This is a genomic window from Methylobacterium dankookense (assembly GCF_902141855.1).
GTDB classification, from domain to species: Bacteria; Pseudomonadota; Alphaproteobacteria; order Rhizobiales; family Beijerinckiaceae; genus Methylobacterium; species Methylobacterium dankookense.
In genome coordinates this window covers 89638-108964 of the sequence record NZ_CABFVH010000017.1, presented here as the reverse complement: position 1 = coordinate 108964, position 19327 = coordinate 89638, and the positions used below count along the sequence as shown (strand labels likewise).

Here is a 19327-nt window from a genome sequence, read left to right as displayed (position 1 = left end):
GGTCCCCGGTGCAGGCCCCCGAAAGGCATCTCAGGATCGCTCCTGCGATGCCGGGCGGCAGGTGCGGGCAAATGAGCACAAAACAGGAACATTGTCAAGGGGGCAGCGTCGAGATCCGCCCCCGTGCCGCCCTAGGGCAAGGCGCCGGCCTTCTCCTTGGCCTGCAGGATGCTGTCGCGGCAGGCATCGGCCTGGCCGGCCTTGTCCTCGGCGCGGGCCTTCTCCACCAGCTTGCGCGCCGCGTCGATGCCGGAGGCACTCGGCTTGGCGGCGGGGTCGCTCGGCTTCACGTTCGGCGCCTGGTCGAGGGCCTTCGGCGAATGCGAGGTGGTCGCGCCGCCCGGCGGCACCGTGCCGGTCACCTGCGCGGCGCCCGCGCTGTCGAGCCGCCGCTCCAGGGTGGCGATCTCCTCGGCGCAGGGGGTGGCGAGGGCGGGCGCGGCATTGGCGAGGATCAGCAGGCCGGCCAGGGTGGTCGTCATCCGCATCGGGCGTCTCTCCGTCTGGGGGGCGCTCCGGGATCGGAGCGCGAGGGGTCGCGGTGCCAATCGGATGATCGGCAGCGCCGTTCCCGAGACCTGAGGCCGCACACCCCCTCCCCGATCGGACCTGCGCGGGCGCGTAATCCCGCGCGATCCGAAAGATATATCCGCCCGCTCGGACCACATCCCGCGCCGATCGCGTGGAATAATGAATACAGCTTGAGCGTTCGACAGGTAGAGGCCGTGCGCATCGTGTACCCGATCGCCGGACTGATCCTTCCCTGACCTGTCGCGACGGGGCTATCCTTTGACGCGTTCGGTTCTGTATGCGTTTCCATGCGCGGCTCTACTGGCCGCCTGTCCCGGCCCAGCCCCCGCCCAGGAGGCGCCGGTCTTCTCCGCGGTGCCGCGGGAGCCGCGCTTCCTGCTGCACGAGGCCCTCGGCCGGCCGGACTCCTTCCGCATCAGCGGCTCGTTCCGGCCGCGGGCCGAGGGCATCGCCAACCAGTTCCGGCCCCCGAGCTTCGCCCGGGACGACATCCTCAACTCCTATCTCACCACGCTGTTCATGGAGTACCGGGCCGGCCCGGTCCGCATCGGCGGCGAGCTGTTCGACAGCCGCGGCTATTTCCAGAGGCGGAACTCCTCGGCCTTCACCACGGAGGTCAACGCCCTGGAGCCGGGCCAGGCCTATCTCGCCCTCGACCTCGGCGCGGTGGCCGGCGGGACGGGCAGCCTCACCCTCGGCCGCTTCACCAAGAACATCGGCTCGCGCCGGCTCGTCTCCCGGCAGCAGTTCCGCAACACCATCAACGCCTTCACCGGCCTGTCCTACGATTGGCACAACGCGGGCAAGGACCGCCTCACCGTGCTGTGGACCCTGCCGCACACGCGCCTGCCCGACGATCCCGACGGCATCCTCGGCAACGGAATCGCCTTCGACCGCGAGAGCCTCGACCTGCAATTGTTCGGCGCCTCCTACACCAAGGCCGGCGTGCTCGGCGGCGCGCTCGAGGTCTACGGCTACGGCCTGCTGGAGCGGGATTCGGGCACCGGCCTGCGCTCGGTTCAGACGCGCGACCGCCGCCTGTTCACCCCCGGGATCCGGCTGGCCCGCGCCCCCGGGCCCGGGCGGTTCGACTACGATGTGGAGGCGATCTACCAGACCGGCCGCGCCCGCGAGACGGCCGCCGCCACCGACCGGACCGACCTCGACGTCGCGGCCTATTTCCTCCATGCGGAGGCCGGCTACACCTTCGACGCCCCGTGGCGGCCCCGGATCGCCCTGCAATACGACCATGCCAGCGGCGACCGCGGGCGGGGCTCGTTCGGGCGCTTCGACACGCTGTTCGGCGCCCGCCGCTTCGAGTACGGCCCGACCGGGCTCTACGGGCCGGTGCAGCGCGCGAACCTGATCTCGCCGGCGCTGCGCCTGGAGGTGACGCCGAGCCGGACCTGGGACGCCTTCGTCGCCTACCGGCCGCTCTGGCTCGACAGCGCCACCGACGCCTTCGGCGCGACCCAGATCCGCGACCGCACCGGCCGCTCCGGCACCTTCGCCGGCCAGCAGGTCGAGGCCCGGCTGCGCACCTGGATCGTGCCCGACGCGATGCTGCTCGACATGGGCGCCGCCTACCTGATCAAGGGCCGCTTCCTGCGCGACGCCCCCAACGCGCCCGATACCGGGAACACGTTCTACGGCTATCTCAACACCACGTTCTTCTTCTGAGGGCCTGTCTGGCCGGCGCGCTGATCCCAACAGGATGATGTTGGGGGTCGAGCGCGCGACGCGGCATACCCCGACGCCTGCGGCCGAGCGCGACAGGCCCCCTCTCCCGAACGGGAGAGGGGACCCGCGCCTTGTCTGGGCAGCGTCGCGGAGAGCGCGACCGAGGGCACATGACGCGGGGCGATACCGTCGAGGCTTCCGCCATCACCCGCGCAGCACATCGGACATGCGAAGGCCCCGCGGATCCTTCGATCCGCGGGGCCTTCGGTTCTGGTCGGGAGCCTTGCGAGCCCGTACGCGTCAGTACTTGCGGACGATCGGCTCGGCCATCGGCACGGGCGCCTCGCCGAAGGTGTAACGGACGCCGCCATAGACCGAGAGCGGCTGGGCCAGGGTCGTGGTGCGGGTGTCGTTGACCGGGTAGCGGCCGGCGACGAGCCCGGGCTCGAAGAAGGTGCCGAAGGTGGCGTAGCGGTTGTTGGTCAGGTTGGTGACGTAGCCGAACACCTCGAGGTTCCGGTTCACCCGGTAGCTCGTGTTGAGGTTCAGCACGTAGTAGGGCGGCAGCTTGCGGTTCAGGTTCGACTCGTCGCCGCGGTAATAGGACGACGAGTAGGCCTGCAGCGCCATGCCGAGGCGCCAGTTCGGCAGCAGCTCCACGTCGAAGCCGGCCTTGAACTGGTGGTCGGGCACCAGCGGCACCTTGTTGCCCGGCACCACGTTGATGGCGCCGTTGTTCGAGAGCGGGTTGTTCGGCGAGGACAGGGTGCCGTTGAACTGGAAGGTGGCGTCGATCAGCGCGTAGTTCGCGTAGACGGTCAGCCAGTCGGCCACGTATTCGAGCCCGACCTCGACGCCCTGGCGCCGGGTGGCCGGCACGTTGACGAAGTAGCCGCGCGCCGCGTTGCCGGGGGTGGCGAGCTGCAGGATGTCGTTGGTCAGGTCGGTGCGGAAGGCGCCGATCTTATAGTTGACGAGACCCCCGTCGTAGAAGTTCGGCAGCGCGCCGCGGAAGCCCACCTCGTAGGTCTGGCCGGTGACCTGCTTGAGCGGCGGGTCGGCCACCAGCGAGTTCGGCAGCAGGCAGGGCCGCAGCGGGTTGGCGCAGGCGAGCTCCAGCGGGGTCGGGGCGCGGTTCGATTCCGAGTAGCTGCCGTAGAGGTTCAGGCCGGGGCTGAAGCGGTAGGTCAGGCCGGCCAGCGGGTTGATCTTGTTGAAGTAGTGCGTGCCCGTCACGTCCGGCGAGAAGCCGGTGAGGTCCTGCGTCGCGATGCGCGCGAAGTTCAGGCGCGCGCCGGCGGTGAGCGAGAGCGCGTCGGTCAGGTCGATCGTGTCGGTGGTGTAGAGGCCCATATAGAGGTTGGAGCCCTGCACGGCGCTCGGCGCGAGGCCGAGCGCGCCGGCCGTGCGGATGAACTGCGTGCCGAGGCCCGGGATGTTGCCGTAGAACGGGTTGCTCGGATTCGTGGTGACGCTCAGATCCGGGTTGATCACGCCGAGCGTGCTCGACGACTTGAAGCCGTAATTGGCGACGTCGATCGAGCCGCCGACGACGAAGCTGTTGTTGAAGCCGAACACCTTGTCGCGGTTGGCCGCCTGCAGCGAGCCGCCGTAGCCCTCGGCCTCGGTCTTGGTGGTATCGAGGGTGCCGTAGGGCACGCCCGCGGTGAACGGGATCAGCTGGTTCTGGCCGCCGAGGAGGCGCAGCGAGTTGCGGAAGGCGCGGCGCGCGGCGCTGCCCGGGGCGCCGACCGGCGTGAAGCCGTCGTCGTCGAGGCAGAGGTTGTTGGGGAAGTCCGTCTGGTTCGGGCTGCAGCGCTCGAAATCGGAATCGTTGCCGTCGATGTAGCGCTGGCTGAAGCGGCGGTAATAGGCGTTGCCGGAGAGATCCCAGGTCGGCGAGATGTCGACCCGGCCGGTGAGCTGGATGGTGCCGAGCTCGGTCGTCGTGGTCTGCGGGTAGGTGAAGATCGCGCGCGGGTCGACATGGGTGAAGTCGACGGGCGTCGCGGCGGCGGCGCCGAAATAGGTGCGCGCCATCTGCCCGATCAGGTGGAACTCGGAATCCGGCGTGCGGTAGCCGACATCGCCGTAGACGCGGCCGATCGTGCTCGGGCTCTGGTAGCGCCAGCCGCGGTCGTTCAGGCCCTCGCCCGCGAAGTAGAAGCTCCAGTTGTCGACCACCTTGCCGTGCTGGAGCGAGCCGGCGATGCGCCCGTCCGAGCCGCCGAGCGCGGTGATCTCGGTGCCCTGCCAGGTGAAGCCGTTCTTCATCTGGATGTTGAGCGCGCCGCCGAGCGCGTTGAGGCCGAAGACCGGGTTGCCGGTGACCACGTCGATGCGCTGGATCGCCACCTGCGGGATCAGGTCGAGGTTGACGATGTCGCCGAAGGCCTCGTTGATGCGCACGCCGTTCTGGTAGACGGCGAGCCCCTGCGGCACGCCGGTGACCGGCGAGGCCTGGAAGCCGCGGTAGTTGATGTCGACGCGGTTGTTGCTGCCCTGGCTGTCCGACAGGTTGAGGCCGGGCACGCGGCGGGCCAGCGTCTCCACCGTGTTGAAGGTGGCGCGGTCGAAGTCGAGGTCGCGGGCGGTGACCGTCTCGACGGTGCTCGGGATCTTGTAGAGCGGCTGGGCGCCGCCGCGCAGGCGCGGCTCGACCACCTGCGGGATGGCGCCCGGGGGCAGCGGTGCCGGCGCGATGCCGGGATCGTACCGGCCGCCCGCGGCGCCGACCGGCGTGGTCGCCACGACGCTGATCTCGCCGAGCGTCACCGCCGCCGTGCCCTGCGCGGCGGCGGCGAGCGGCAGCAGCGACACGGACGCGGCGAGCACGCCACGAAGCCCCCAAACGGACATTCCCCAACCCTCGAAAAACAGTCGACCCAAGGCCCCTTCTTTGCGCGGGGCTCGGATCAGTCATGCCGGGATCGCGGAGGGACGACAATCGGCCGGACGGGGGCGCCGGGGCAATTCGGGCGGGGCTCGGCGCTAATCACGGCCGCGTGACGTTGGAGCAACAGGATTGTCCTAGAAATTCAAGGACTTAGGGATAATCAAGCAATCAAAGCCGGGATGATTCGGCAAGGTTCTGAAACCCTTGCCTGTGGAGGTGCAATCGTGGGTGGACTGGGCCGGGCGCCTTGCCGGGCGCGGGCCGGCTCGAAGCGAGCCGTCCAGCCGGGGGGCGGCCCCGGCCGGTCCGCCCGGCGCGGGCGCGTCATACACATCCGGGTGATCCCTTCGGGATGGCGGATGTCGCCCTCGCTCAAGCGCCGCGCGGGGCTTGGCCGAGACCGCGCCCGGTCCGATCAACCGGACGCGGTATCAGAGCTTCGCCTGGATCTTGCGCGCGATCTCGCCGAGGCGCTGCTCCAGGAGCTGGGGCACCTCGCAGACATAGGTGAGGGACTGTGAGCGCTCCTGGAAGATGCGCCGGTCCCAGGCGAACTTGGTCTCCAGCTCCGACTGCTCCTTGGGCAATTCGCGGGCATCGGCCGCGCTGGGCGCGTCCTTGGTCTGGCTGATCTGGTCGGCCTCCTCGCGGATGCGCTCGGCCATGCGGCGCTGCCCTTGCGCGTAGCGGCCGATCCCGCTCATCACCTTGGCGCGCTCGCCGTTGATGACCTCGAACACGCCGGCATAGACCCGGGTGAGCCCCGTCTCGCGGGCCGCCTTGTCGGAGCCGAGCGTCTCCAGATAGCCGTCGATGAGTCCGTCGACCTCCGAGAGCTCGGTGCGGCGGGAGGCGATCTTCTGGGCGAGCGCCGCCGCGCCGTTGTCGCTGCCCCATTCGGTGGCGGCGGCGCCGAGCTCCGGCCCGGTCCAGAACTGGCCGGGGCTCAGGGCGCTCACCTTGCGCTGGACGCAGGGCCAGTCGGGATCGGTCTTGGGCTGGGCCAGAGCCGGGCCGGCGAGCAGCAGGGCGAGGAGAGAGGTGCCGAGGCGGGTCATGGATAGACGGGTCATGGGGGTCACGCGTTGTCTCCGGCCGGGCCGCCGCGCCGGGCCATGATGCCGCGGCCGGGATCGTAGGCGACGACCGCGAGGGCGAAGAAGGCGAGCGTGGTGCCGACCACCACGGCGCAGGCGATGGGCTCGAACTGGCCGTAGAGGGCGAAGCGGACGAGCTGCACCGCGTGGCTGAACGGGTTGCACTGGCAGATCCAGTACAGGGTCTCGGAGGATTCCCGGATGCGCCAGAGCGGGTAGAGCGCCGAGGAGGCGAAGAACATCGGGAAGATCACGAAGTTCATCACGCTGGCGAAGTTCTCGAGCTGGCGCACCAGCGAGGACAGGAACAGGCCGATGGCGCCGAGCATCAGGCCCGAGGCCAGGAAGGCCGGGAGCGCCGCCACGTAGCCGATGGGCGGGATGTCGGTCTCCCAGAAATACGCCACCGCCAGGAAGGCATAGGCCTGCACCACCGAGACGCAGACGCCCGCGATCAGCTTGGCGAGCAGCAGCAGCCAGCGCGGATAGGGGCTGGTCAGCAGCACCTTCATCGAGCCGACCTCGCGGTCGTAGACCATCGAGAGCGAGGATTGCATGCCGTTGAAGAGCTGGATCATCACGGCGAGACCCGGCACCACGTAGACCTCGTAGAGCACGTAGGTCTGGTAGGGCGGCTCGATCGAGACGCCGAGCGTGTTGCGGAAGCCCGCCGCGAAGATGAACAGCCAGACGAGCGGGCGCACCATCGCCGAGAAGAACCGCTCCTTCTGATTGAAGAAGCGCAGCAATTCCCGGCGCACGATGCCGCCGAGGCAGATCAGGTAGCCGGCCGCGTCGAGGCGCCCGAGATGGGCGGGCGCGCGGCGGGCCGGCTCGGCAGGGCTGCCGGCGATGGTGGGCGTGCTCATGCGTTCCTCGACCGGGCTCACGCCGCCGCCCTCCCCGGCTCGGAGACGAGGCGGCGGAAGGCCTCCTCCAGGCTCTCGGCCCCCTGCCCGATCGCGCCGGCTTTGCCGCGGGCGACGATCCGGCCCTTGTGCAGGACCACGGCGTCGTCCTCCGGGGAGATCTCCTCGAAGATGTGGGTCGCCCAGAGCACGGAGAGCCCCTCCTCCCGCACCAGGGCGCGCACGATGGCGACGATGTCGGCGCGGGATTCGAGGTCGAGGCCGACGGTGGGCTCGTCGAGGAGGAGCAGGCTCGGGCGGTGGATCAGCGAGCGGGCGATCTCGATGCGGCGCGACTGGCCGCCCGAGAGCGTGCGCACCTTGTCGGCGCGGCGGTCGCTGAGCCCCACCCGGTCGAGCAGCGTGCCGATCCGCTCGCGGGCGGCCTTGCGCCCGATGCCGTGCAGGCTCGCATGGTAGGCGAGGTTCTGCTCGACGGTGAGGTCGGTGTCGAGGGTGCGGGCCTGGAACACCACGCCGAGCCGGGCGAGCGCCCGCGACGGCTCGCGGTCGAGCCCGTGGCCGAAGATCGCGACCCGGCCCTCCTGGTTGTTGTAGAGCCGGGTGATCACCGAGAAGAGCGTGGTCTTGCCCGCGCCGTTCGGGCCGAGCAGCGCCGTGAAGCGCCCGCGCTCCACGCTCAGAGATACGTCCGCGAGCGCGGCGCGCGCGCCGAAGCGGTGGCCGACCTGCGAGACCGAGAGGGCGGGCGCCTCGCTCACCGCTTCAGCACCCGCTTGGCGTCGCCCACCGCGTCGAGGCACTCGTCGAACTCGCCCTCGCCCTGCTCGCGCTCGGCGACGCGCAGCGCCTTCCTCAGCTTCGGCAGGGCGGCCTCGGGCGGAGTCTTCGCGATCGCGTCCTTGATCATGGCGATGCCGTCCGCGCAGGCCGCCTTGTCGTCGGCGCGGGCGGGCGCGGCGAGGAGGAACGCGGCGAGACAGAGGAGAGCGGAGCGCATCGTCACTTCACCGTAATCGTGCCGGTCATGCCCTTGGATTCGAGGCCGCGGGCCGCCCAGGTGTAGGTGCCCGGCTTGATCGCCACGAACTCGATGGCGATCTCGCCCGGATCGTCGAATTCGAGATGGTCCGGCGGGCCGCCGCCATGGATCTCGAGGTGGTTGATCACGATCTGGTTGAACCAGATGTAGCGGAAGAACTCGGGCGCGTAGAATTTGTATTCCTGCCGGCCCTTGGCGACGATGCGCAGGCGGTAGGCCTTGCCGCCTTCCAGCGTGATGTCCTTGTTCTCCACGACGAAGTCGTTGCCCTCCTCGTTGCCGAGAACGAGGTCGGGCAGGTTCTCCCGCTTCTTGGTGAGGTCGAGGGCGGAGGCGGGGGCGGCCGCGAGCAGGGCGGCGAGGCCGAGCAGGGCCGGCCTCATGAGGATGCGCATCGGCAAGGTCCCGGAACTTAGTGCGGAGAGATGGCGACGCCCCAGGGGAGCAGGCCGACGGGGATGCTCTTGACCACCTTCTCGGCCGCGACGTCGATCACCGAGACGTCGTTCGAGGTGCCGTTGGTGGAGAACAGGAGCTTCTGGTCCGGGGTGAAGGCGAGCTGCCAGACGCGCTGGCCCACCGGCAGGTACTTCTGCACCTCGAAGCTCTTCGCATCGATCACGGCGACGCGGTTGGCGGGCCCGAGCGCCACGAAGGCCTTGGCGCCGTCCTGCGTGATGCGCACGCCCACCGGCTGGATCGCCTCGTCGTTCACGCCCGGGATCTTGAAGGTGATCTTCTTCACGACGCGCCGCGTGGCGACGTCGATGACGCTGACCGTGCCGCCGACCTCGGCCGAGACCCAGAGGAACTTGCCGTCGCTGGTGAACTCGGCGAAGCGCGGGCGCGCGTCCACCAGCACGTTGTCGATCACCTGGAAGGTCTTGGTGTCGATGAAGTGGGCCATGTTGGTGGTCTCGGAGGTGTTGACGAGAATCTTCCCGTCCGGCGACAGGCCCATCCCCTCCGGCTCCACGCCCACCGGCACCTCGGCGAGCACCTTGTTCTTCTCGATGTCGATGATGGTGACCTGGCTGTCATCCTCGTTGGCGACGTAGAGGGGGTTGCCGGAGCGGTCGAGGATGAACTGCTCGGGGTCCGGCCCGGAGCGCAGGGAGCGCACCACCTTGCCGGTGGCGGCGTCCAGCACGTCGATGCGGTCGTCGTCGCTCGCGCAGACGAAGACCTCCTTGCCGTCCTTGCTCACCGTGATGCCGCGCGGGCGCCGCCCGACCTTCCAGGTCGCCGTCACCGCCATGGTGGCGGTGTCGATCACGCTGACCGAGTTGCCCTTCTCGTTCGAGACGTAGACCGTGTAGGCCTGCGCCCCGCCCGCCATCCCGCCGGTCAGCCCGGCGAGCACGGCCAGTCCCAACCCTGCCTTCACGCAGCGGTCCATCCCGATCCTCCCTTGGGCGCGCGCTCTTCGACACGGCGCTGGCCCCTCGCGACCCCGATTGTAGTGCCTTTCCCGCCGCTTGCGAGGCCGGCGCGCGTCATCGCCGCATTCCGGCCCTCCCTGGGGGATCTCGGGTTTCGCAAGGGGTCGCCCCTTTCGCGGGTCCAGGGCGGCGCCCCGGAATGGCCATCAGGGCTTCGCCCCGAGACCCCACCAAAGGGATGATCCCTTTGGGATCCCCGGGTTCCGGGCTTCCGATCGGGATCCGATCCCTCACGGGAACTTGCACGTCGTCTCGGGCAGGTCGGTGCCCAGGGTGTCGAGGGGCGTGCGCTGGTGCAGGAAGCCCTGCTCCGGCGCCACCGAGACCAGCATCTTCGGCTGCACCACGATGAGCGGCTGGCGCAGCTGGTGGTCCCAGGGGCGGAAGGTGAGCGACACGCCCTTGTAGGCGGGCAGGCTGAAGGCCGGATCGGTGAGGTAGGGCGCGATCGCGGCCGGGTCGGAGCCCTTCTGCACGGTCGCCGCGTCGCCGACCGCCCGCACCGAGGCCCAGACCTGGTAGTCGAGGGGGCGCATCAGCCGGCCGGCGAGCCGCCGGAAGCGGTTCTGCGCCTGGGCCGCCCCCCAGGTCTCCAGCACCGGCGACCAGGTTGTGGCGACGAGGCCCTGCGTGCCGGCCACGGGGCGCGGATCGACGGTCCGGTAGGGCACGTAGTCGCCCCAGTCGCCCGCCTCGTCGGCGACCACCACCATGTCGTAGTCGAGCCCCCGGGTGAACACCATCGCCTCGGCCCGGGTCGGCGTGTCGCCCCGCGCCTTGGCGAGCGGCCCGAAGGTCCAGGGCTTCTCGGCGGTGATCTTGAGGCCGAACTTGCGCGCGGCGTTCTTCACCGCCTCGGCGTAGAGCTTGTCCGCCGGGTTCGGGCCCACGATCAGGAAGATCTTCCGCCAGCGCATCAGGGTCAGGTACTGCGCCAGCGCGTCCGCCTGCATCGCCCGGGACGGCACCACGTGGAAGACGTTCTTCCGGCAATCGGCCCCGCGCAGACGGTCGTCGGGGGCGGCGGCGTTGAACACGACGGCGCCCGTATCCTTCACCGCGTCGGCGACGGCGAGCACCTCGTCGGCGGGCAGGGCCAGGACGAGGTACTTGGTGCCCTTGGCCACCAGCGCCCGGGCGGCCTCCGCGGCGGAGGGGCCGCCCTCGCTGAGCGCGGCCTCGTCGAGGGCGTAGGCCTGCTTGGTGAAGCGGCCGGTGGTGTTGTTGTCGGCGATGCCCATGCGGGCGCCGGCGAGCCCCTCGTCCTCGGGCGGGGCCTCCGCGTCGTAGGAGGAGGGCTGGGGCTGGACCCGGTAGATCAGGCCGATCCGCGTCTCCGCGGGGGCGGCGCCCTGCGGCTGGGGCGCGGGTGGGCTCGCGGGTTCCTGCCCGGCTGCGGGCGAGGCCAGGACGGCGCCCGCGAGGGCGAGCGACAGGATGAAGGATTGTGCAGGAGCGCGCATGCAGGCGGCACGTAACAGCATTCGTCGCCCGCACTCAACGGGGCGCGGCCCCGCCGCGCGGGCGCGCCGCTCTCATATTTCCCTCAGGATTTCGCCGCCGCCGCCGGGGGGAGCGCGCTGGTCCCGCCGAAGCGCGGCGGGCGGTAGCTCAGGGTGTCGTGCCGCGGGCTCGGGTGGCGCACGCGGGAGGTGCGCCCGCTGTCGCGCATGCGCTTGTCGGCCTCGGGCCAGGCGGGCAGCCCCGCCTCGTCCCGGTCCCAGTGGACCACGGACGCTTCGTCGCACCAGTGCTGGAGATGCGGCATCGCGGCCCGGTGGGCGCCCGCGCCCATGTAGCCGCGCATGCTCTCGATGCGGTCCCAGGCGGTCAGGGTCCAGAAGGTCCAGTCCCGGTCGCGCAGGATCGCGCCGCCGCGATAGCCCGGCGCGCCCCGCACCTGCCGCGCCGTCCGCACCGCATGGAGCGCGAAGGCCGGCAGGAAGCGGATGGAGCGGATCCGCAGGCGCGTGACGCTGATGAACGGCATGACGATCCCCCGACCCCGTCCCTCCTTGTGGCCGGGAACGCACGGGATTGCCAAACCGTCCCGGCGCCCGACCTATGGCTGTCGCGAGGCCGCCTCCCCGAGCGGGCGGCCGCACCAGGGAGAGACGCCATGCCCGCACGCCTGATCGCAGGCGCCCTCGCCGGATCGCTGGCCGGAGTGCTGGTTGCCGGGCCGCTCCTCGCGCTGCCCGCCGCGGCGGGCCAGAAGGCGGCGATCTTCCCCGTGGAGCTGCTCGATCCGGGCGTGGTCGGCGGGCGCAAGGCCCGGCCGGACGAGAGCCGCAAGCTCGCCCTCGTCACCGAGGAGCTCAAGACCGCGCTCGCCAAGCAGGCCGAGGTCGAGCCGGTGGACACCGCCCCGCAATCGGCCGAGATCGCCAAGCAATCGCCCTTCTACAAATGCGAGGGCTGCGCGGCGCCCATCGCCAAGACGCTGGGTGCGGATCTCGCCGTGACCGGCTATGTGGAGCGGGGATCGACCCAGATCTTCAACCTGTTCGTCACCATCGCCGATGCCGGCTCCGGCAAGGTGGTGCGCGCCGGGCAGGTGGTGATCCGGGCCGATACCGACGACACCTGGGCGCACGCCATGCGCTGGGTCGTCAAGAACCGCCTGCTCGCCGAGCCCCTGCCCGGAAAATCGTGATTTTCTCGAAGACCTTCCGCGACGATCCTCACGCGCTCCGTCTCCTCGTCAGCGTCCGCGACGCGGGCGAGGCCGCCCTCGCCCTCGCGGCCGGCGCCGACCTGATCGACGCCAAGGACCCCGAGCGGGGCGCGCTCGGCGCGCTGCCGCCGGAGACCGTGCGCGCCATCGCCGCGCGGGTGGGTGATCGTGCCCTCACCAGCGCGGTTGCCGGCGAGCCGGAGCCCGCGGCGCTGCCCGCGGCGGTGCGCGCCATGGCCGGGACCGGCATCGGCTTCGTGAAGGTCGCCCTGCGACCGGGCTGCCCGCCCGGGGCGCTCACCGAGGCGGCCGGGGCCGCGCCGGGCCGGCTGATCGCGGTGCTCTTCGCCGAGGACGCGCCGCGCGCCGAGGCGGTGCCGGCGCTCGCCGCCGCGGGTCTCGCCGGGGCGATGATCGACACCGCCTCCAAGGACGGGCGGCGCCTCACCGATCTCCTTACGCCCGCCGACCTCGCCGCCTTCACCGAGGCCTGCCGGGCGCACGGCCTGCTCTCGGGTCTCGCCGGATCGCTCCGGGTCTCCGACATCCCGGTCCTCGCGCCCGTCCGGCCGAGCTATCTCGGCTTCCGCGGCGGCCTCTGCCGGGCTCGCGACCGCCGCCTCGGCCTCGATCCGGAGGCGCTCGCCGAGGCGGTCCGCACCCTGCGCGCCCTCCCCGCCCTGGAGGCCGCGTGAGCGCGGCCCCCATCGTGGTGAAGCTCGGCGGCAGCCTGCTCGGCGAGCCCGCCCGCCTGCGCGCCTGGCTCGCCCGCCTCACTGCTGGCGCGCTCGGCCCCTGCCTGATCGTGCCCGGCGGCGGCCCCTTCGCCGACGCCGTGCGGAACGCGCAAGGCGCGCTCGGCTTCGACGACGCCCTCGCCCACCGCCTCGCCCTCGACGCGATGGGGCGGATGGCGGAGGTGTTTTGCGCGCTGGAGCCCGGTTTGGAGATCGTCTCCGACCTGCCGGTGCCTGCGAGCGCGCCGCTTCCGGTGGATGCGCAGGTCTCCTCTCCCGTTCGGGAGAGGGACAGGATGAGGGTCGAGAACGATCCGGAAAGCGCGGAACCGGGGGCGCTTCACCGTTGCGACCTCACTGGCGCGTTCTCGTCCCTCACCCCAACCCTCTCCCGAACGGGAGAGGGGGCGCGTCGCGCTTCCCGAGAGGCGCCACGGGCGCGCGTCTGGGACCCCCGCGCCTTGCGCGCCGGCCATCCGGACATCCCCGAATCCTGGGCTGTCACCTCCGACAGCCTCGCTCTCTGGCTCGCGACGGAGACCGGTGCCCCCGCCTGCCTTCTCGTGAAGTCGGCCCCCGCCCCGCGCGGCAGCGGGCCGCAGGACTGGGCGCGCCTGGGGCTGGTGGATGCGGCCTTCCCGGCCTTCGCCGCGCGTTATCCCGGCGAGATCCGCATCGAGGGACCGGCCGACGGCCGGGTCGCCGCGTGAGCGAGAGCCCCGAACAGAGCCCCGAGCACCTCGTCTTCGTCACCGGCAAGCTCGCCCGCGCCCGGCTGGAGAAGGTCGCGGCCACCCTGCCGCCGGAGCGCTTCGCCTGGAGCATCGCCGATGCCGGCGTGAAGGTCGCCGCGCTGATGACGGAGGAGATCATCCGCCGCCGCGTCACCCTGCCGGAGGGCGCGACGCGGGTGATCCTGCCCGGCCGCTGCCGCGCCGACACGGAGGCGCTCGGCCGCCATTTCGGCCTGCCCGTGGAGCGCGGCCCCGACGAGATCGTGGACCTGCCGGCCTGGCTCGGCCTCGCCGGCCGCAAGCTCGACCTGTCGGGCCACGACCTGCGCATCTTCGCCGAGATCGTGGACGCCTCGAAGATGACGCCGGAGGCGATCCTGGCGAAGGGCCTCGACCTCGCCCGGCGCGGGGCCGACGTGATCGACCTCGGCGGCCTGCCCGACACCGCCTTCCCGCATCTCGAGGACAGCGTGCGGCTGATGAAGGAGGCGGGGCTCACGGTCAGCGTCGATTCCTTCTCCCTCGACGAATTGACCCGCGGGGCGAAGGCGGGGGCCGACTACCTCCTCAGCCTCAACGAGGAGACGCTGGGCCTCGCCTTCGAGACGGGGGCCGTGCCGGTCCTCGTGCCGATGCGCCCCGACGACCTGCCCTCCCTCGACCGCGCCATCGCGCGGATGGAGAAGGCCGGCCTGCCCTATCTCGCCGACCCGATCCTGGAGCCGATCCATTTCGGCTTCGTGAACTCGGTCGCCCGCTACCGCGAGGTCCGCGCCCGTTGGCCGCAGGCCGAGATGATGATGGGCACCGGCAACCTGACGGAGCTGACCGAGGCCGACAGCCTCGGGGTGACGGCGCTGCTCGCGGGAATGTGCTCGGAGCTCGGCATCCGCAACGTGCTGATCGTGCAGGTCTCGAACCACACCCGCCGCACCGTGGAGGAGCACGACGCGGCCCGGCGCGTGATGTATGCGGCCAAGGCCGACGCGGCCCTGCCCAAGGGCTACGGCCGGGCACTTCTGGCACTTCACGACAAGCGCCCCTTCGTGCAGACCCCCGATGAGATCGCTGGCCTTGCCGCCGAGGTCCGCGACCCGAACTATCGCATCGCCGTCGCCGAGGACGGCATCCACGTCTACAACCGCGACATCCACAGGGTCGGCACCGACGCGATGGCCTTCTTCCCCGAACTCAACGTGGCGAGCGACGGGGCCCATGCCTTCTATCTCGGGGCGGAGCTCGCCAAGGCCGAGACCGCGTGGCGGCTCGGCAAGCGCTACGTGCAGGACGAGCCCCTCGACTGGGGCGCCGCCGCCGACGCCGAGGTCGAGGATGCCACCGCCTTCAAGAAGGCCGGGCACACCAAGCATTCCGGCCCCGACGCCCCCCCGCCCGGCACCCGCGACCTGCGCAAGGCCGCCGAGGCCGACGCGGCGCCGCCCGAGACGATCGGCGCGGCGGACGCGCGGGCCGAGACGGACGTCGCCGCGACACCGAATCCCCAAAAGACCCGGCTCGTCTGCGGCAAGCTGGTCGCCGAGGACTGAGAGCCGTGCCGCTGATCCTCGAGACCGTCGTCACCACGCTGTCGCCGGAGGGCGCGCTGCACCTCGTGCCCTTCGGGCTGATCCGCGAGGGCGACGCCTACATCCTGGCGCCGTTCCGGCCCTCGCCGACCATCGCCAACCTGGAGGCGAACCCGTATTTCGCGGCCTCGAGCCCGCGCGACATCCGGGTGATCGCGGGCGCCGTCACCGGCCGGCGCGACTGGCCTGTGGCCGATTGCGAGGCGATTCCCGGCAAGCGCCTCGCCGACAGCTTCGGCCATGCCGAGTTCGCGGTGGAGTCGGTCGAGGACGACGCCACCCGTCCCCGCTTCCGCGGCCGGCTGGTCAAGGCCACCGCGCACGAGCCCTTCATCGGCTACAACCGGGCGCAAGGAGCCGTGCTCGAGGCCGCGATCCTGTCGACGCGGCTGCACATGCTGACCCCGGACAAGATCCTGACGGAGATGGCCTATCTCGCCATCGCGATATCCAAGACCGCCGGGCCGCGCGAGCGCGAGGCCTGGGACTGGATCGAGGACAAGGTCGCCGCCGCCCTCGGGCGCAGCGAGCGGATCCTCGCAAACCCCGGCGCCGCACCCTAGACGGCGCACGAAGGAGAAGCGTCCATGAAGTTCATGAGACTCGCGGCCGTGGCGGCACTCGCCACGGTGTCGTTCACGGCGCAGGCCCATGGCCCGACCCGGCAGAAGGTCGCCGAGACCGTCGAGATCAACGCGCCCGCCGACAAGGTCTGGGCCGTGGTCGGCAACTTCCAGGATGCGAGCTGGATCCCGGTGGTCGAGAAGACCGAGGGCAAGGGCGGCAACGAGGTCAAGGCCACGCGCACCCTGACGCTGAAGGGCGGCGCCACGGTCGAGGAAGAGCTCGCCAAGTACGATGCCGAGAAGAAGACCCTGATGTACCGGATCAACAAGGTCGACGTGAAGACCCTGCCGGTGAACGACTATTCCTCGACCATCGAGGTCGAGGGCGAGGGCGCGAAGACCAAGGTCACCTGGCGCGGCGCCTTCTACCGCGGCTACATGAACAACGATCCGCCGCCGGACCTCAACGACGAGGCCTCGAAGAAGGCCGTGCAGGGCCTCTACCGGGCGAGCCTCGACAACCTGAAGGCCAAGGTCGAGAAGGGCTCGTGAGCCCGGCCGGACGCACGCGTCCCGCGGGAGGCCGGCGCCGCGCCGGCCTCCTCGCGCTCCTCTGCCTGACCGCCGCGATCACCCTGCCACGCTCGGCCGCCGCGGGCGAGGCCCTCGTCACCGTCCAGGGCGGCAACGCCGTCGAGGTGGTCGACCTCGCGGCCGGCAAGGTGGTGCAGTCGATCCCCGTCTCGGGCTCGCCCGCCGGCATCGCGCTCTCGCCCGACCGCGGCACCGCCTACGTCACCCGGCCCGACCTGCCGGGGCTCGCGGTGATCGACGCGAAGGCGCGCACGCTCACGGCCACGGTCAAGCTGCCGGGCGGCCCGCTCGGCATCGGCGTCGATCCGAAGGCCGGCACCGTCTACGTCGCCGACTGGTACGCGCAGCGCATCTTCGTGCTGCGCCCCGAGGGCGGCAGCCTGGCGCCGGACGGCGAGATCGCGGTCGGCGCCTCGCCCTCGGGCGTCGCGGTGACCCCGGACGGCACCACCCTGCTGGTGGCCAACCGCGAGGCCGACACCGTCTCGGTGGTCGACGTCGCGAGCCGCCGCGAGGTCGCGACGATCCCGGTGGGGCATCACCCGTTCGGCCTCGTGGTCGATGCGGCGGGCGCGCGCGCCTACACCGCCAACGTGACCGGCGACGACGTCTCGGTGATCGACATCGCCGCGCGCCGCGAGGTGGGCCGCGTGAAGACCGGCGAGCGGCCCTACGTGGTGGCGCTGGCGCAGGGCCGCGGCTTCGTCACCGACCAGTACGGCAACAGCGTCACCGCCTTCGACCTCGACAGCCTCAAGGTGCTGCGCACGATCGATGTCGGCGACCATCCGGAGGGGATCGGCGCGGACGCGGCCGGCCGCTTCCTCTACGTGGCCAATTGGGGCTCCAACACCCTGAGCGTCATCGACGCCGCGGCGATGACGGTGGTGCGCGAGATCCCGACCGGCGAGAGCCCCCGCGCCTTCGGCGACTTCCTGCGGTAGGTCCTTGCGGGCTCGCAACAGCCCTCTCCTCCCCCTTGCGGGGAGGAGCCGGAGGTGGGGGTGGTGCAGGATCGAGCGGAGCGGTGCCTTCTGAGCCACCCCCACCCCTGACCCCTCCCCGCAAGGGAGAGGGGAAGCCTTCACTCGCCCAGCGCGATGCCGGCCGTGCCGATCACCGTGGCGATCAGGCCGCAGGTGAAGGCGCCGATCATCGCGTAGGTCACGATCTTCGAGAACATGGAGCCCCCTTCGCGCGTCTCTTGCGCGCCTCTCGCGTTGCGGTGGCGTCCCTGCGGACGCGCTGCCTCAACGTGCCATGCGGCGAAGGGTTGCTGCGTCGCAGCATGGCCCCGCGACGCGCGAAGCCCGCATCCGGGGATGCGGGCTCCGGCTGTCTCATACGACATCCGGGTGATCCCTTCGGGATGGCGGATGTCGCCTTCGCTCAAGCGCCGCGCGGGCTTGGCCGAGACCGCGTCCGGTCCGATCGACCGGACACGGTCTCAGGCCTGGGGCGTCAGCAGGAATAGCCGCCCGAGGTCTGGCCGTACTGCTTCACCGGCCGGGTCTGCTGGTTGGCGTTGCCCTCGCTCGCGGAGCTGGAGAAGCAGCGCTCGTAGAAGGGCGTGTCGTGCACGCCGACCGAGCCGGTCACGGCCGGGTCGTGGGGCGCGAAGAACGGGGAGCGGCCGTAGCCGTCGAAGGCCGAGGCGGTGGAGAGGGGCGCGGCGGCCAGAAGCAGGGCGGCGAGGGCGAGGCGGGTCTTGGTCATCCGGGTCGGTCTCCTGTGCGGGACGCGGCGGGGATATTCGTGCCGGGTCTCAAACGTCGATGACCACAAGATAGGGACTATTGTCCGCTCAAGCCGTGTCGATCCGCACGATGCGGCCGGGATTAAAACTTGGATCGACTGTATAGAGCTTGGCCACAGCTTCGCTTCGGAGGCCGGCCCCGATGCGGAGCCCCTGCGCCGGCGCGGCCGGGCGGAAGATGCATCGCCCGAGCATAGTTTCCGTTTCGTTTCCAAGAGGGGCTACCCAGGCAGGGTCGTTTCTGTGTAATGACCCCGACTTCCCTTGATTTCGCCATGTGAATGGTGATTTTAGGCCCCGAGGGGCATCTCAACGGACAGGTGTAATGACAGAAGAATTCCAGGGCCCTGCCCTCGACGTCGTCGAACTCGCGGGTGACATCGTTTCGGCCTACGTGTCCAACAACTCCGTTCCTGCCTCCGAGCTTCCTGCCCTGATCGCCAGCATCCACGCGGCCCTCCTCGGCCTCGGCACGGGCGCCCAGGCCGCGGCGGCCGAGCCGGTCGCCGAGGTGGAGAAGCCGACCGCTGCCCAGATCCGCCGGTCGATCACCGACGAGGGCATCGTCAGCTTCCTCGACGGCAAGACCTACAAGACCCTGAAGCGCCACCTCACCGCCTACGGCCTGGAGCCCCGCTCCTACCGCGAGCGCTTCGGCCTGCCGGCCGACTACCCGATGGTGGCCCCGGCCTATGCCGCCCAGCGCTCGGCGCTCGCCAAGCAGATCGGCCTCGGCCGTCCGGGCGCCCTGGCGGAGCGCCAGCCCAGCCGCCGCCAGGCGGCCTGAGGACGGCCCCGGCGGGGGCGGCCGGGCGCGCCGCGCCCCCTCCCCCGAGCGGTCCCGGCCCTGCCCGAGATCGGCAACGAGAGCCCTTTCCGTGATCCCCGGGTCACGGAAAGGGCTCTCTTTCGTTGAGGGGGCCGCATCGTCCTTCCCGGGGACGGGGCACGCCCTATCCTGATGGCATGCCCCGCTGGATCTTCGTCCTCTTCGCCGCCGCCCTGTTCCTCAGCGTGTTCGGCATCGTCCTGACCTTCATCAAGACCGGGCCGACGCAGAACCAGCCCAGCCGGCCCCCCGAGCAACCCGCGGCGACGGCCCCGCGCAATCCGTGACGCG

General features: G+C 71.0%; 21 protein-coding genes. 10 read left to right on the top strand and 11 right to left on the bottom strand.

The features are described 5' to 3' along the window. Positions 1-131: 131 nt before the first annotated feature. Positions 132-488, bottom strand: coding sequence for a hypothetical protein (locus MTDSW087_RS14730; RefSeq protein ID WP_144765103.1), 357 nt, complete (start codon positions 486-488; stop codon positions 132-134). A gap of 343 nt (positions 489-831) precedes the next feature. Here MTDSW087_RS14730 and MTDSW087_RS14725 point away from each other — a divergent pair, with 343 nt between their 5' ends. Next, entirely contained in the window at positions 832-2211 is a 1380-nt protein-coding gene (locus MTDSW087_RS14725; RefSeq protein WP_373322069.1) for an alginate export family protein, read from the top strand. 300 nt (positions 2212-2511) lie between these two features. Here the strand turns inward: MTDSW087_RS14725 and MTDSW087_RS14720 are convergent, their stop codons facing one another. The 9 genes from MTDSW087_RS14720 to MTDSW087_RS14675 form a co-directional block, all read right to left on the bottom strand. Continuing rightward, the gene (locus MTDSW087_RS14720) at positions 2512-5070 is read right to left on the bottom strand and encodes a TonB-dependent receptor (RefSeq protein ID WP_144765099.1); all 2559 of its coding nucleotides are present in this window, start codon (positions 5068-5070) and stop codon (positions 2512-2514) included. Between the two features lie 468 nt (positions 5071-5538). Continuing rightward, positions 5539-6180, bottom strand: a complete 642-nt coding sequence (locus MTDSW087_RS14710; RefSeq protein ID WP_373321986.1) for a hypothetical protein — start codon at positions 6178-6180, stop codon at positions 5539-5541. A 5-nt stretch (positions 6181-6185) separates the two neighbouring features. Further along, positions 6186-7073 carry an ABC transporter permease gene (locus tag MTDSW087_RS14705; RefSeq protein WP_238179176.1) on the bottom strand — a complete coding sequence of 296 codons (888 nt, stop codon included), beginning with the start codon at positions 7071-7073 and terminating at the stop codon, positions 6186-6188. Between the two features lie 17 nt (positions 7074-7090). Then, positions 7091-7834, bottom strand: a complete 744-nt coding sequence (locus MTDSW087_RS14700; protein ID WP_144765095.1) for an ABC transporter ATP-binding protein — start codon at positions 7832-7834, stop codon at positions 7091-7093. Then, complete coding sequence (locus tag MTDSW087_RS14695) at positions 7831-8073, bottom strand: hypothetical protein (RefSeq protein WP_144765093.1); 243 nt, start codon at positions 8071-8073, stop codon at positions 7831-7833. Before MTDSW087_RS14695 ends, MTDSW087_RS14700 begins: the two co-directional genes overlap by 4 nt. Before the next feature lie 2 nt (positions 8074-8075). Further along, positions 8076-8510, bottom strand: coding sequence for a cupredoxin domain-containing protein (locus MTDSW087_RS14690; protein WP_144765091.1), 435 nt, complete (start codon positions 8508-8510; stop codon positions 8076-8078). Positions 8511-8527: 17 nt separating this feature from the next. Continuing rightward, the gene (locus MTDSW087_RS14685; protein ID WP_144765089.1) at positions 8528-9514 is read right to left on the bottom strand and encodes a YVTN family beta-propeller repeat protein; all 987 of its coding nucleotides are present in this window, start codon (positions 9512-9514) and stop codon (positions 8528-8530) included. Between the two features lie 273 nt (positions 9515-9787). Next, complete coding sequence (locus tag MTDSW087_RS14680; protein WP_306421686.1) at positions 9788-11020, bottom strand: ABC transporter substrate-binding protein; 1233 nt, start codon at positions 11018-11020, stop codon at positions 9788-9790. A gap of 83 nt (positions 11021-11103) precedes the next feature. Then, the gene (locus MTDSW087_RS14675) at positions 11104-11547 is read right to left on the bottom strand and encodes a DUF3291 domain-containing protein (RefSeq protein WP_144765085.1); all 444 of its coding nucleotides are present in this window, start codon (positions 11545-11547) and stop codon (positions 11104-11106) included. A gap of 129 nt (positions 11548-11676) precedes the next feature. Here MTDSW087_RS14675 and MTDSW087_RS14670 point away from each other — a divergent pair, with 129 nt between their 5' ends. The 7 genes from MTDSW087_RS14670 to MTDSW087_RS14635 are packed head-to-tail and all read left to right on the top strand — an operon-like array spanning position 11677 to position 17395. Then, positions 11677-12213: a DUF3280 domain-containing protein gene (locus MTDSW087_RS14670; protein WP_144765083.1), complete on the top strand. Its 537-nt coding sequence runs from the start codon at positions 11677-11679 to the stop codon at positions 12211-12213. Then, positions 12213-12929, top strand: a complete 717-nt coding sequence (locus MTDSW087_RS14665; RefSeq protein WP_144765134.1) for a (5-formylfuran-3-yl)methyl phosphate synthase — start codon at positions 12213-12215, stop codon at positions 12927-12929. The genes MTDSW087_RS14670 and MTDSW087_RS14665 overlap by 1 nt, the downstream gene beginning before the upstream one ends. Beyond that, on the top strand, positions 12926-13681 hold the full coding sequence (locus tag MTDSW087_RS30820) for an amino acid kinase family protein (protein ID WP_238179173.1): 756 nt from the start codon (positions 12926-12928) through the stop codon (positions 13679-13681). The genes MTDSW087_RS14665 and MTDSW087_RS30820 overlap by 4 nt, the downstream gene beginning before the upstream one ends. Then, complete coding sequence (locus tag MTDSW087_RS14650; protein WP_144765081.1) at positions 13678-15252, top strand: DUF6513 domain-containing protein; 1575 nt, start codon at positions 13678-13680, stop codon at positions 15250-15252. The genes MTDSW087_RS30820 and MTDSW087_RS14650 overlap by 4 nt, the downstream gene beginning before the upstream one ends. A 5-nt stretch (positions 15253-15257) precedes the next feature. Beyond that, entirely contained in the window at positions 15258-15854 is a 597-nt protein-coding gene (locus tag MTDSW087_RS14645; protein WP_144765080.1) for a DUF447 domain-containing protein, read from the top strand. 24 nt (positions 15855-15878) lie between these two features. Continuing rightward, positions 15879-16409: an SRPBCC family protein gene (locus MTDSW087_RS14640; protein WP_144765076.1), complete on the top strand. Its 531-nt coding sequence runs from the start codon at positions 15879-15881 to the stop codon at positions 16407-16409. Then, entirely contained in the window at positions 16406-17395 is a 990-nt protein-coding gene (locus MTDSW087_RS14635; protein ID WP_144765074.1) for a beta-propeller fold lactonase family protein, read from the top strand. Before MTDSW087_RS14640 ends, MTDSW087_RS14635 begins: the two co-directional genes overlap by 4 nt. Before the next feature lie 517 nt (positions 17396-17912). Here MTDSW087_RS14635 and MTDSW087_RS14625 read toward each other — a convergent pair. Further along, the gene (locus MTDSW087_RS14625) at positions 17913-18167 is read right to left on the bottom strand and encodes a hypothetical protein (protein ID WP_144765072.1); all 255 of its coding nucleotides are present in this window, start codon (positions 18165-18167) and stop codon (positions 17913-17915) included. A gap of 365 nt (positions 18168-18532) precedes the next feature. Between MTDSW087_RS14625 and MTDSW087_RS14620 the strand changes: the two genes are divergently transcribed. Continuing rightward, positions 18533-18994: a Ros/MucR family transcriptional regulator gene (locus MTDSW087_RS14620; protein WP_144765070.1), complete on the top strand. Its 462-nt coding sequence runs from the start codon at positions 18533-18535 to the stop codon at positions 18992-18994. 179 nt (positions 18995-19173) lie between these two features. Next, positions 19174-19323: a hypothetical protein gene (locus tag MTDSW087_RS30160; protein WP_185157001.1), complete on the top strand. Its 150-nt coding sequence runs from the start codon at positions 19174-19176 to the stop codon at positions 19321-19323. Positions 19324-19327 lie beyond the last annotated feature (4 nt).